The organism is Weissella cibaria (assembly GCF_004521965.1).
Lineage (GTDB): Bacteria > Bacillota > Bacilli > Lactobacillales > Lactobacillaceae > Weissella > Weissella cibaria_A.
Window position 1 is genome coordinate 1 of record NZ_SDGK01000042.1, and the last position, 12,684, is coordinate 12,684.

Annotated in this window: 14 protein-coding genes and 1 pseudogene; 14 read left to right on the top strand and 1 reads right to left on the bottom strand. The window is 47.6% G+C overall.

What is annotated here, in order from left to right; all coding sequences use genetic code 11:
- Nucleotides 1–285, top strand: a pseudogene (locus tag EST42_RS06185) (hypothetical protein); the annotation flags it as partial.
- Between the two features lie 122 nt (nt 286–407).
- Here the strand turns inward: EST42_RS06185 and EST42_RS06190 are convergent.
- The gene (locus EST42_RS06190; protein ID WP_134644678.1) at nt 408–1,136 is read right to left on the bottom strand and encodes a M15 family metallopeptidase; all 729 of its coding nucleotides are present in this window, start codon (nt 1,134–1,136) and stop codon (nt 408–410) included.
- 123 nt (nt 1,137–1,259) lie between these two features.
- Between EST42_RS06190 and EST42_RS06195 the strand changes: the two genes are divergently transcribed.
- From EST42_RS06195 to EST42_RS06255, 13 genes are all read left to right on the top strand, one after another.
- Nucleotides 1,260–2,444 (top strand): aminotransferase class I/II-fold pyridoxal phosphate-dependent enzyme, encoded by a 1,185-nt coding sequence (locus EST42_RS06195; protein WP_134644679.1) that lies wholly within the window; start codon nt 1,260–1,262, stop codon nt 2,442–2,444.
- 138 nt (nt 2,445–2,582) lie between these two features.
- The gene (locus tag EST42_RS06200) at nt 2,583–3,203 is read left to right on the top strand and encodes an ECF transporter S component (RefSeq protein ID WP_134644680.1); all 621 of its coding nucleotides are present in this window, start codon (nt 2,583–2,585) and stop codon (nt 3,201–3,203) included.
- 185 nt (nt 3,204–3,388) lie between these two features.
- Complete coding sequence (locus EST42_RS06205) at nt 3,389–4,069, top strand: VIT1/CCC1 transporter family protein (RefSeq protein ID WP_134644681.1); 681 nt, start codon at nt 3,389–3,391, stop codon at nt 4,067–4,069.
- Between the two features lie 13 nt (nt 4,070–4,082).
- Nucleotides 4,083–4,763, top strand: coding sequence for a VIT1/CCC1 transporter family protein (locus EST42_RS06210; RefSeq protein ID WP_134644682.1), 681 nt, complete (start codon nt 4,083–4,085; stop codon nt 4,761–4,763).
- Between the two features lie 120 nt (nt 4,764–4,883).
- Complete coding sequence (gene aroE, locus EST42_RS06215) at nt 4,884–5,681, top strand: shikimate dehydrogenase (RefSeq protein WP_134644683.1); 798 nt, start codon at nt 4,884–4,886, stop codon at nt 5,679–5,681.
- Nucleotides 5,682–5,705: 24 nt separating this feature from the next.
- Entirely contained in the window at nt 5,706–6,698 is a 993-nt protein-coding gene (aroF, locus tag EST42_RS06220; protein WP_134644684.1) for a 3-deoxy-7-phosphoheptulonate synthase, read from the top strand.
- The gene (aroB, locus tag EST42_RS06225) at nt 6,695–7,756 is read left to right on the top strand and encodes a 3-dehydroquinate synthase (RefSeq protein WP_134644685.1); all 1,062 of its coding nucleotides are present in this window, start codon (nt 6,695–6,697) and stop codon (nt 7,754–7,756) included. Before aroF ends, aroB begins: the two co-directional genes overlap by 4 nt.
- A gap of 5 nt (nt 7,757–7,761) precedes the next feature.
- Nucleotides 7,762–8,940, top strand: coding sequence for a chorismate synthase (gene aroC / locus EST42_RS06230; RefSeq protein ID WP_134644686.1), 1,179 nt, complete (start codon nt 7,762–7,764; stop codon nt 8,938–8,940).
- A gap of 36 nt (nt 8,941–8,976) precedes the next feature.
- Nucleotides 8,977–10,275: a 3-phosphoshikimate 1-carboxyvinyltransferase gene (aroA, locus tag EST42_RS06235; protein ID WP_134644687.1), complete on the top strand. Its 1,299-nt coding sequence runs from the start codon at nt 8,977–8,979 to the stop codon at nt 10,273–10,275.
- A complete protein-coding gene (locus EST42_RS06240; RefSeq protein WP_134644688.1) occupies nt 10,272–10,775 on the top strand; it encodes a shikimate kinase in 504 nt (167 codons plus the stop codon). The genes aroA and EST42_RS06240 overlap by 4 nt, the downstream gene beginning before the upstream one ends.
- Nucleotides 10,776–10,778: 3 nt before the next feature.
- The gene (gene aroD, locus EST42_RS06245) at nt 10,779–11,498 is read left to right on the top strand and encodes a type I 3-dehydroquinate dehydratase (protein WP_134644689.1); all 720 of its coding nucleotides are present in this window, start codon (nt 10,779–10,781) and stop codon (nt 11,496–11,498) included.
- Nucleotides 11,499–11,500: 2 nt separating this feature from the next.
- Complete coding sequence (locus tag EST42_RS06250) at nt 11,501–12,205, top strand: hypothetical protein (protein ID WP_134644690.1); 705 nt, start codon at nt 11,501–11,503, stop codon at nt 12,203–12,205.
- Between the two features lie 206 nt (nt 12,206–12,411).
- The coding region (locus EST42_RS06255; RefSeq protein WP_245150419.1) for a transposase at nt 12,412–12,684 on the top strand (273 nt) is incomplete at its 3' end.

Consider the following 12,684-nt stretch of genomic DNA (forward strand, 5'->3'; position numbering starts at 1 on the left):
AAAAAATGCTCCTCTGCTATTAGTTTACAGGGCAGAGAAAAATCTGTCCGTAAATCCAGCATAAGAGCACGTTTCCACATTGCGTTTAATACGGACAATGTATTGACGTTCCGCACACTAAATGACACGTACACTCTAGATGTTATCGGTGGTTTGGTGTTATCGCAATTGTTGGCACAACACTATATGGGAACAGTTTTGCCTACGGGTATTACAGAAAGTGACAACGGCGTCTTTGAGACGATGTCAGCCTGGTTAGCCGACATTGCAGCTGTTGTGAAGTAAATATGAGCTGAAAAACGGCCCGACATGCAGTGATGACGGCGTGTTGGGGCCTTTTTTTAGACTAATAAGTTATTATGATTGAGTGCCATGCTAGTGCACGAACATTGTGATAAAAATGAACGTTAAATCCAAGGAAACTCAGGATTAGTTGCCCCGTAAACGGCAAAGTCACGCTTTGATACAGTGGCCCAGTTTTGGTTGCCGTAGTCAAAATGCCACCACTCTTCGATATAATTCGTGAAGCCGGCTTGTGTCATCACATGATAGAGCAGACGCCGATTTTCGCGATACGTGATGGTGTCGTCGCTGTCAAGTGCTTTTTCATAATAATCCGTCCGGGCCCGTTCGCTGATGTCGTCAAACGGACTACCCATTGGCAAGAGTCGGCCTTTCTCATCAACAATTGATAAATCAATTGAACCGCCGGTATTGTGTGGTGACGGTTTGGCCGGATTTGTTGATGGTAATGCGACAATCCGCAAGGCGGCCTGGGTCACCTGATGGTCATCAAAATCAGGATGATCACGTTTGACAAATGCTTGCATTTGATCAAAGAGGGCTTGCTGGGTAGCCATGTCGCGCCAGGCGTCGAAAATGATAAATTTATAACCATATGGGAGCAAATCGGCTGCTTCGTTGAGCTTGCGTTGCACGGTTTCACGGGCGAATAAGTCTGCTTTCGCACCAGGCAACTGCTGCATGAAATATTGGGGACTGATGACCATCTTTTCTGGCAAATAACTGAGCGAGACGAGGGGTTCAGCAACCGCTTTAATCGGGATCGCCTGAATATCATCCCAGCGCCACGTTTGCAGTGGGGTTTCGATTGCAATACCGGTAAATTCTAGCATGTGTAGTTCCTCCGTATTGATAGGGCATGTAAGTTCACATTTTATTCAAAAATCGCAACTGGCATTCCACCCAATTACTGCTATAATATAAGTTACTTTGGGAAGAATGTGAGAATAATTAGTATGATTAAAAAAGATTTCATCCAACCGCTTAATCCAATTGTAACTAATTTGGCACCAGATGGCTTATTGGATTTCCAACTTGCTGTCCGGGATATTCCGGATTTGGTACGATTAACGTTTGGAGAGCCTGGCTTTAATGTTGATGACGCCATCAAGGCCCGCATCATTCAGTCAGTTCAAGAAGATAACTCACATTACGCCGACTCACAGGGTGAACGTGATTTGCGAAACGCCGCTGTTACGTACTTCAACAAGAAGTACGATTTGAACTATAGTGGTGAAGACAATATCATTGTAACAATTGGTGTGTCAGAAGCAATTAATGTGGTTTTCTTAACACTATTAAACAATAACGAAGGGGTTATCGTACCAGAACCTGCGTATCCACCATATTTTGCCTCGCTCGATTTGGCCCATGGTACGAAGGTTTCAATCAATACGCGCCCAACTAATTTTAAGCTGACACCGGATCAGGTTGACGAAGTGATGGAAAAAGCTAAGGTGCCGGTTAAGGCAATCCTGTTTAACTATCCATCAAATCCAACTGGGGTAACGTATTCAGAAGATGAATTGCGAGACTTGGCAGTGGTCTTTAAAAAGCACCGTCTGTGGGTGATTTCAGATGAAATTTACTCACAATTGACGTATGATCAAGCGCACGTTTCATTAGCCAGCTTGATTCCTGATCAAACAGTGTTGATTACGGGACTTTCTAAGTCGCATGCCATGACCGGTTATCGCATTGGGTTCATCTTGGGTGAAAAGGCATTTATCGATGAAGCCCAAAAGGTACACGGGGCGTTGACGTTCTCGTTGCCAAAGGTACTTCAGGATGGTGCCTTGGTGGCGGTGACCGATGCGGCCGAAGTGGCTGATGAAATGCGGGATGTATACAAGCGTCGTCGTGATTGGTTGACGCCACAACTACAAGAATTAGGCTTCGAAGTGGTGAACCCGGAAGGGGCGTTCTATATTTTCGCAAAAATTCCAGTGGACATGGGGTTGAGTGGTTTTGACTTTGCAGTCGATTTGGCTGAAAAGGCGAAGGTTGCGATTATTCCAGGGGATGCTTTTTCAGAATACACGCCAGAGTATGTGCGAATTTCGTACGCAGCGTCAGATGAGGATTTGGCAGAAGCCATGAAGCGTATGACGGCATATTTTGCTGAACGTCGCGGTAAATAAATAGCCATTTAAGCAGAACGTGATTCGTCGTGTTCTGCTTTTTAAAAGTGAGTGGGTAATGACATTACGTAAACGAACACTTATAATTTGTAGTAAGCAATTATTCTGTTATTTTCATATTTTATAGAGGACAAATTCATGAAGACACGTCAAACTTCGAGCCGTCATTTGGTATTGACGGCGTTGTTTATTGCCATTATCTTGTTGCAGTCGATTGTACCTTGGCTAGGTACGCTCCCATTAGGGGCCTTTGCAATCGGGGCAGCCGTGACGATTATTACCTTTACGGTAGCCATTGGGGCAATGGTCTTGGGGCCTAAGACCGGGGCACTACTTGGATTTATCTGGGGAGCTTATTCGTTGTGGCATGCCTGGACTTCAGTGCCTAGTATCGGGGCACTAATCTTCCGTAATCCAATTACCGCCATCGCACCCCGCATGCTAGTGGGGATCATTATTGGTTATCTTTACTGGCGTTTTGTAAAGGAACGTCCCATTGCGCAACAATCAGCCTGGTTGGTTGGCCTGGGGGCACTGTCGGCTTTCATTAATACCGCGCTAGTTTTGAGTCTAACCTGGATCGGGTTCAAAGTGATGAATACGTCATTTACTGGTATTCCTAACTCAGGCTTGGCAAATTGGTTAATTATTTCAATCGCTGGTTTTAATGGTATTTTTGAAATGATTGTCGGTGCTATCTTAGTACCGCTGATTGGTATTCCGGTGCTAACTGCGTTTAATCGGCGTACCCAACAGTAATGTTAAACACTGACTAGCGAGGCTGGGACAGCAGTCTCTGTCTCAGCCTCAAAAGCCGCCAATCTCCCGATTCAAAATCGGAGGACTGGCGGATTTTAATTGTGTTCCTTACTTTAAGTCATATGAACAAATTCTACGCGGTGGTGTAAACTTATAAGTGACATTCTGAACAAGGGGAAGAGTAGATGACAGATAAACAAACACTGGCCCAACGAAACAATTTAATTCGTGCAGCCGTCATGGGGGCAAATGATGGTATTTTGTCTGTTTCAGGGATTGTAATTGGAGTAGCCGGGGCGACCACGAATTCGTTTGCTATTTTTATTGCTGGTTTTGCGGGGACACTCGCGGGCACGGTGTCGATGGCGATGGGGGAATACGTGTCTGTCCACTCACAAAATGATGCCCAAGTGAAAGCCGAAGAGACGCAAACCCAAGCTTTAAAGACGGACTACGCGGCCGAGTTTGCGTTTGTGCAACAAAAGTATATGAATCAAGGCATTTCAACTGATTTGGCCGCCCAAGCAACCCACGAAATGATGGCAAAAGATGCCCTAGGAACAACTGTTCGTGAACGCCATGGCTTTACGCTCCATCATGAAGTGTCGGCGATTGGGGCAGCGGTGGCCTCAATGATTGCCTTTCCACTAGGTTCAGTCTTGCCGATGTTGGCGATTACGTTGCTGCCACCACACGTCCGCGTACCAGCAACGGCGGTTGCTGTTTTAATTGCGTTGGCGTTTACGGGTTACGCGGCCGCACACTTGTCTGGCGCAAATGAACGCCGAGCGACTGTCCGGAATGTAGTGGCTGGTATCTTTACAATGATTGTGACCTACTTGATTGGGTCGTTAATTGGTCATTAGGGGGGGCTGAGGTATGCAAGCAAAAGAACATCAAACGATGGAAGAACGGTTGAATGCCATCCGTGCCGGCGTATTAGGGTCGAATGATGGGATTCTAACGGTGGTTGGCGTGCTCTTCTCAGTTGGGGCTGCCACTAACCATCAATTCACAATTTTAATTGCTGGCCTGGCAGATTTGTTTGCTTGTGCGCTATCGATGGCGTCAGGTGAGTACGCTTCGGTTAGCTCGCAGGCAGATGCGGAAAAGGTTGTTGTTGACCGGGAGACCCAACGACTACGTGTTAATCCGGCTGGTGTCGCAGCAGATATTCGAGAATTCTACCTGGACCGTGGTGTCACTGAAGCAACAGCGGATAAGATTGTGGCGGAGTTGATGGAAAAGGCGCCACTCAGGACTATCTTAGCAACGAAGTATGACGTTCAATTAGGGCACTATGTTGGACCGTGGTCGGCTGCAATTTCATCGTTGATTTGCGCGGCTGTTGGTGGGGCATTTCCCCTGTTGGCACTGTACTTTTCACCAGTTCAGTGGCAGTTTGAAGCGACGATTGCCGCAACCGTTGTGGCAGTTGCCTTAACGGGTTTTCTAAGTGCGAAGATTGGCCATGGGTTCACTAAAAAAGCCATCAATCGAAATGTCGTGATTGGCCTGCTGACCATTGCCATCCACTATGGTATTGGTTTGTTCTTCTAAGACGAGTAGAATAGGTTAAAGCAAAAGCTGAGTTTATCTCAGCTTTTTTATGTAGGCGGATACGGTATTAAAGACTACTGAAATTTGGTAAGCTAGTACCAAAGGTCGGAGGCCAAGACAGTGACAGATCAATACGGACTACTGGGGTATCCGGCGCGCCATTCAAAGTCGCCGGCGATGCACAATGCTGCTTTTGAGGCAGCAGGTATCGATGCCAATTACCAAGCGTTTGAAGTAGCGCCAATGGCTTTGGCAGCGACATTTAAGAGTTTGGTTGCCTCGGGGGTCAAAGGGTTCAATGTGACCATGCCCTTTAAGCAACAAATCATGATGTATCTGGATGAAGTGACGCCATTAGCAACCCGCTTGGAGTCAGTTAACACCATTATGGTCAAAGATGGTCGGACGATTGGTGATTCGACCGACGGGATGGGCTTTTGGCGAACACTGCGCAATCCGGTTGACTCGGTCATTTTAATTGGAACCGGGGGTGCGGCACGTGCCATTATGGCGACGACGCCTAAATCAGTGACCTTACATGTGTTCAATCGCATGGGCGAACATTTTGCGGAAAAATCCGCTAAGGTTCAAGATTTGGCGCAGGTTGAATTGCATGATTTAAATGAGATTGATATTTATCTACCTTATGCTGATTTGATTGTGAATGCGACGAATGTGGGGATGCGTGATAATCGTTCGGTGCTATCAACTGAGCAATTTTATGACACGCAGCCCGATGTACAAGTGGTTGATATTATCTATAAGCCTGAACCAACGCCGTTTGTGGCGGCAGCTCGGGCCGCAAATCGCCAAGCTGATGATGGGTTAGCCATGTTAGTCGGTCAAGGTGCATTGAGCTTTGAGCAATGGCGGGGCGAACTCCCAAATGTGCAAGTGATGAAACGTGCGATTAAATAAAGAAGATTAGAGAGGCAAGCAAAGATGATTCTCGTCATGAAAGATGTGGCAGCGGCCCAAAAAACGTTAGCATCAGCCACTGCAGTTGGGCTTGAACATGTTTTTTTGAATGAAAATCGTGTGGGATTTGCGACCGTGAAGACACTGGCGGAAGTACCGTTTGTTGATGAAACGGCAGTTGTTGAAACGATTACAAAACATCCGACAGCCTTGAAGAGTTCCCGTTTGTTCCACCCAGCCGATACTATTATTACCACACCGCATTCGCAAATTGGTGGTGATAATTTCATCTTGATGGCCGGTCCAGATTCAATTGAGTCGGCTGAACATATCCAACTTATGGGTGAAACGGTGCAAGCAGCTGGCGCAACATTACTCCGTGGTGGTTCATACAAACCACGAACGAGTCCCTATAGTTTCCAGGGGTTGGGAGAAGCGGGGTTGCGGATGCATCGTGCGGCCGCAGATGCCCTCAGTATGGATATGATTACGGAAATTATGGATACACGGGATGTTGAAATTGTTGGCCAATATACGGATATCTTCCAGGTTGGTACCCGTAATATGCAGAACTTTAGTTTATTGAAGACGCTGGGAGCTCAGAACAAACCGGTTGCATTGAAGCGTGGTATGAGTGCAACCATTGATGAGTTGTTGAGCGCCGCGGAATATATTGCGGCTGGTGGTAACGATCAGATTATCTTAATCGAACGTGGTATCCGAACTTTCGATAACAAGTACACGCGTAATACGATGGATGTAAGTGCAATCCCAGTGCTACAGGAATTGACGCACTATCCCGTGTTGGCGGATCCATCTCACGCGGCCGGCGTTGCGCACCACGTGGCGTCTGTTGGCTTAGCCGCAGTGGCCGCAGGTGCGCAAGGTTTAATGGTTGAAATCCACGACAATCCTGCGACTGCATTTGTTGATGGAGCCCAGGCGTTGACACCAACGCAGTTTGCGGAGTTGGCTCAAAAAGCGGTGGCCATTCGAGAGGTGGTTAATTTCGGATGATTCATGTAGAACTGGCTTCGAAAGCCTATGATGTGGTCATTGCTAGTGGCGTTCGTCATGAAGTGGGTGAACGACTTGCCACAATTTGGCAACCGCGTCAGGTGATGATTGTGACAGACGAGCACGTGGGCCCCTTGTATTTAGCTGATGTCAGTGCTACTCTGGCTCAGCATGGTTTTACAGTTCACACGACAACAGTGCCCGCGAGCGAGACATCAAAGTCATTGCAGATGGTTGAACAAATCGTTGGTAAAATGGCAGAGGATGGCTTTACCCGGCAGGATGCCATTGTTGCCCTCGGGGGTGGTGTGGTGGGTGATTTAACAGGGGTCATCGCATCGTTGTACATGCGCGGGATTGCCTTCGCTCAAATTGCGACATCATTAACCGCGCAGGTTGATGCAAGTGTTGGTGGTAAAACGGCCGTTAATATGGCAACTGTTAAAAATATCATGGGATCGTTCTATCAGCCGGATATGGTGCTGATTGACCCGGATTTTTTGCAAACGTTGTCTGATCGTGACTTAGTTGAGGGGTACGCTGAAGTTGTTAAAACGAGCGCCTTGGCAGGTGGCGATTTTTGGCGTTTGACAGGTGAGATTAAAACGGTGGACGCGATTCGGGAACGGGCAGAGGTGTTAATCACGAAGTCGGTGTCGTATAAACGCGACATTGTGGTGGCTGACGAAAAAGAAGGTGGCGTCCGGAAGTATTTGAACTTCGGCCATACGTTGGGGCATGCGATTGAGCTGATGGCGCATGGTGAGTTGCGCCACGGTGAAGCGGTTGCCGTTGGCATGGTCGCCATTTCAGAACGGTTTGAAAATGCAGGCATTACCAAATCGGGCATAACAGCGTTGCTACGCGACCGCTTGGTACCCGTGGGTTTACCAGTAACATCACCTTTGATTGGGCAAGCTGCCTTTTATGACCACTTAAAAAATGATAAGAAGAACGCGGCCGGTACGCTTCAGCTCGTTGCCATTTCAGTTCCTGGTCAACCGACCATTGTTCAGAAAGCCTTAGCTGATATGCCAGCCTTTGTAGAAAGCAGGTAGCAATTATGCGTTATATGACAGCAGGTGAGAGTCATGGGCCAGAAGAAGTCGCCATTATTGAGGGGATTCCGGCTGGTTTAATGTTGACACAAGCCGATATTGATGAACAATTGGCACGTCGACAGCACGCCTATGGTCGTGGCCAACGTCAAGTGATTGAAACAGATAAAGTGACCATTATGGCGGGTGTTCGTCATCAGGTGACATTAGGATCGCCAATCGCGTTGAATGTCCATAATGATGACCACAACCACTGGACCAAAATTATGGACCCTAACGTGCCAGCTGATGCTGAAAACACAATGCGCAAGGTGATGCGACCACGGCCCGGGCACGCAGATTTGGTTGGTGGCATGAAGTACCGTCACCAAGCTGATTTGCGGAATGTTTTGGAACGCTCATCAGCGCGTGAAACGGTCATGCGTGTTGCGGTTGGGGCTGTTGTCAAAAAGTTATTGGCTGAAATCGGTGTGGATGTGCACGGCTTTGTCTTGAATGTTGGACCAGCCCGAGCAGATACAAGTGTGTTAACGAATTACCGGACACTGCAAGAGTTACGCGAAGTAACTGAAAGTTTTCCAACCCGTACCTTAGACGCTGACACGGATGCGAAGATTCGCGAAGTGATTGATCAAACGAAGCGGGAGGCGAATACGGTTGGCGGGACCGTGCAAGTGATGGTGACAGGTGTGCCAGTTGGGCTTGGCTCATATGTGTCAGCTGACGAGAAACTTGATGCTAAGATTGCCCGCGCAATAGTTGGGATTAATGCGTTCAAAGGGGTTGAATTTGGTGGTGGCTTTGAAAATGCCGAAAAGTACGGTAGCGAAGTTATGGACGAAATTTACTGGGATGCTGATCGTGGCTTTTATCGTGGCTCAAACAATTTGGGTGGCTTTGAAGGTGGCATGACCACTGGTGAAATGATTGTGGTAAAAGGAGTCGTGAAGCCGATTCCAACCTTGTACCGCGCGATGCAAAGTGTTGATATTGATACCCATGAGAATCACCGGGCGTCAATTGAACGTTCGGATACGACTGCCGTAACTGCAGCGGCTGTCATTGCTGAGGCAATGGTGGCGATTGAGCTAGCAAAGGCCGTTTTGGATAAGTTTGATGCCGATAATATGGACCGTTTGCAGGAACAACTAGCTGCTTATCGCGAAGAAATTAAGCGTTTTTAAGTTAACAAACACAAAAGACAGAAAGGGAGACGAAAAATGACAGACCGAAAATTGCAAACTGCAGTCCAAGGCGTACGTGGCCGTCTCGAAGTGCCTGGTGATAAAAGTATTTCACACCGTGCGGTCATGCTGGGAAGCATTGCTGACGGTGATACATATATTAAAGGGATTTTAGATTCAGATGATGTGCGCAGTACTTTGGGGGCCATGGCTGATATGGGAGTTGAAGCGGAGTGGCATAATCAAGACGTCATTGTTCATGGACGCCCGCTGACAGCTTTAGAGGAGCCCAGTCATGCGTTAAATATGGGTAATTCGGGGACTTCGACGCGGTTGCTCATGGGCTTGTTGGCCAACCAACCGTTCCCAATTACGTATAGTGGGGATGCCAGTCTAAGTACTCGTCCGCTGGGTCGCGTTATTGATCCATTAGGGAAGATGGGCGCCCGTTATGTGGCCACAAACCAGCGCTTGCCGGCAACTAAAGTGCCGTCCCAAGGCTTACAGGGGATTCACTATCGGTTACCGGTTGCCTCGGCGCAGGTAAAGAGTGCTTTGATTTTGGCCGGTCTGCAAGCTGAGGGACAGACAGTGATTACAGAACCATTGGCGACACGCGACCATACTGAGCGCATGTTGCAACAATTTGGGGTGATAATCACTCGCGATGGGCCAGATATTATTGTGAACCCTACGACAAAGATTCATGCAACCACGATTCAGGTGCCCGGTGATATTTCATCAGCCGCCTTTTGGCTGATTGCTGGTTTAATTGTGCCAAATAGCCAATTGACTTTAACCAAAGTTGGTATCAACGACACCCGCACCGGCATTTTGCGATTATTGCAACGCATGGGGGCGGTGATTACGATGGCTAATGTGGTAGCTGATGGTGGTGAACCATATGCTGACTTAACAGTCACCACTCAGGGGCTTCAGGGTATCCATATTAACGGGGATGACGTGCCAACCGCGGTCGATGAAATTCCACTATTAGTCTTAGCGGCAACACAAGCGTTGGGTGACACGGTGATAACCGGCGCCCAAGAGTTGCACGTGAAAGAAACGGATCGGATTGCAACGGTGACCACGCAATTAAATAAATTAGGGGCGAATATTGAAGCTCGTGAAGATGGCTTTGTGGTACATGGTGGGACGCCATTGCGCGTTGCTGAGCCAACTACGGTTGATTCATGTGGCGATCACCGAATTGGGATGATGTTGGCAATTGCAGCCTTAATCACTGATGGCGAAGTCACTTTAGCGAAGGCGGAGGCAGTGAGTGTCTCGTATCCAAGCTTTTTTGCAGACCTAGAAAGAGTTGTGGCAGAATGAAAACAGCAGTTTTAATTGGGTTTATGGGGGCCGGCAAGACCACAGTTGGCCGTGAGCTGGCTGAATTGCTAGGATTGCCCTTAATTGATACCGACAAAGAAATTATTCGTCGAACGGGTCAGACGCCTGGCGAAATTTTTGCGACGGCTGGCGAAGCAAGTTTTCGTAAATTAGAATACACCGTCTTGCAAGATGTCATTCACAAGGGTGGTGTGATTGCGACCGGTGGCGGGATTGTCGAAACACCTGGCAATATTCAGCTACTGTCCGAAGCTGGCGTGCCGGTTTACTATTTATCAGGTTCGTTTGGTCAGACATTAGAACGCCTGGCAGATGATGATACCCGGCCCATTTTGCGTACAAAGACATTACTAGAGGTGGCCGCATTATGGCGCAGTCGGTTGCCAAAGTATGATGCAGCCGCAACAACTACTGTGCAAACCGATGGGAAAACGCCGCGTGACATTGCCCGTCTGATTCAGATTGCATTTGAGGGTTAACATATGACGACATTAACATTGGGTACGGCTACGGCTGGACAACATCGCCCATTGATTGCGGTGCCGGTTACCGGAACAACCATTTCGGCGGTGCTTGGACAAGTTGAACAAATCAACGAGTCACGAGCTGATGTGATTGAGTGGCGCGTAGATTACTTAACGGATTTGGTAAACTTGCGAGCCGCTGATGTACAAACGATTTTATTTAATGCGGACAAACCCGTTATTTTTACGTGGCGTACTGCGGCCGAGGGCGGCCAACGCCCATTCGACATTGCTTTGTATGAATTAGTCTACCGGTTAGCGATTAAAACCGGTGTCGCGGCAATTGATATCGAGCATCAATTATTTACCCAGGTAGTCGATTTGGTAGCCGATGCCCACATTGCCCAGGTACCAATTATCAACTCGCAACATTTTTTTGCTGATACACCGATGAATTTAGACCAGGTGTTTGGACAGGCACTTATGACCGCAGCGGACGTGATTAAAGTCGCGACGATGCCGCAAACTGATGCCGATGTTGATCGCCTACTTGCGACAACCCAACAGTTTGCCACGGAAGGCAAACTGTTGATTACGATGGCAATGGGTGAACTCGGACAACGCACCCGCACAATTGGTGGTCGTAATGGCTCACAATTAACATTTGCAACACTCGGGGCAGCTTCTGCACCGGGTCAACTGGATTTAGCGACATTATTGACATTGCTGGAGGATTAAAAATGGCCATTTATCATAGTCAATACTTTGAAGAAGCGCGGCAACAACTGGTGGATAGTGTACCTGGGACGATGGGCTATACCCCAATTCCATTTCATGCGGTTGGGGATGACATTCGCTTGGACCGGGCATTTTTGCGCTTTGATTGGCGCGCACCGGAAATGTTTAAACAGGCATTAGCCACGGCCATGGCGGGTGATGCTCAGTTTGATCGCATTGGATTTATGACGCGTTCGGAACTGTTACTGGGACAAGCTGCGTTAGATTACAATGGTCACTTTACGTTACCAACCACCGAGTTACGGGCGGCCATTCAAAAATTAACAGGTGAGCCGGTTGTGCTAGCAGGTGTCGCTGCTGATTTGGTGCTGCCATTTGGACTGCAGGATTTACGCCATGTGGTGCATTTGACCAAGTGGACCTATGAAAACCATACCCTCTATCACTTGGTTGGCGGGTTGCCCGCGTTAGAAGTGAAGGTTGATGCGTTGCGCAATGCTGGTGTCTACCGGAATGAGGCAAAGGTGCTCCATAGTGAAACGGAACTGGATGGTACAGCGTTAATGGCGTTCATGCAAGATTTGATTCGCGATTATTTCGGAGTGGAAACGGCCAACCTGCGAACAATGCAAGCCGCATTTGGCGCGGCTAAACCAAATGATGATGCAGCAAGTAACCGCGTGCTAATTGCTGATTTTGAAAATTAACCCATAAAAAATGACGAGGCTGGGACAAAACTCAGCTGAATATTTTGAATAAAATCAGGCGCAAACCCATGTATATCAAGGGTTTGCGCCTGTTTTCTCGTATAATAGTAGTAATAAAGGCAAAGAAAAAGACGTTGAGTGGCCACTCAGCGTCTACGGTTTCTGCCTCGAAAGGACTGAACCAAACAATGTATAAAAATTATAGCATGAATCAGCTAATGTTGGATATCCCAACTGCATATGAACCTGAAGAAAATCACCCAGCATATCAGACATATCAGATTAACCAACTTGTAGAATCATTGGATTTTACGGATGAGTACACGACGAGAAGATATCCTTATCACCCATGTCTATTACTTAAGTTGGTCCTTTTCGCATACGCTCGAGACATTCGATCAGATCGTATGATTGAACGATTTGCGGATGAAAATAAAGTAGCTATGTGGCTAACCCAAGGACAAGTTCCATCATATCGA

Bases quoted from the DNA above. Each gene is read 5' to 3' on its own strand.
- aroC (WP_134644686.1), top strand. From the start codon at position 7,762: ATGCGTTATATGACAGCAGGTGAGAGTCATGGGCCAGAAGAAGTCGCC.
- aroD (WP_134644689.1), top strand. From the start codon at position 10,779: ATGACGACATTAACATTGGGTACGGCTACGGCTGGACAACATCGCCCA.
- EST42_RS06200 (WP_134644680.1), top strand. From the start codon at position 2,583: ATGAAGACACGTCAAACTTCGAGCCGTCATTTGGTATTGACGGCGTTG.
- EST42_RS06205 (WP_134644681.1), top strand. From the start codon at position 3,389: ATGACAGATAAACAAACACTGGCCCAACGAAACAATTTAATTCGTGCA.
- EST42_RS06190 (WP_134644678.1), bottom strand. From the start codon at position 1,136: ATGCTAGAATTTACCGGTATTGCAATCGAAACCCCACTGCAAACGTGG.
- EST42_RS06210 (WP_134644682.1), top strand. From the start codon at position 4,083: ATGCAAGCAAAAGAACATCAAACGATGGAAGAACGGTTGAATGCCATC.
- aroB (WP_134644685.1), top strand. From the start codon at position 6,695: ATGATTCATGTAGAACTGGCTTCGAAAGCCTATGATGTGGTCATTGCT.
- EST42_RS06250 (WP_134644690.1), top strand. From the start codon at position 11,501: ATGGCCATTTATCATAGTCAATACTTTGAAGAAGCGCGGCAACAACTG.
- EST42_RS06195 (WP_134644679.1), top strand. From the start codon at position 1,260: ATGATTAAAAAAGATTTCATCCAACCGCTTAATCCAATTGTAACTAAT.
- EST42_RS06240 (WP_134644688.1), top strand. From the start codon at position 10,272: ATGAAAACAGCAGTTTTAATTGGGTTTATGGGGGCCGGCAAGACCACA.
- aroF (WP_134644684.1), top strand. From the start codon at position 5,706: ATGATTCTCGTCATGAAAGATGTGGCAGCGGCCCAAAAAACGTTAGCA.
- aroA (WP_134644687.1), top strand. From the start codon at position 8,977: ATGACAGACCGAAAATTGCAAACTGCAGTCCAAGGCGTACGTGGCCGT.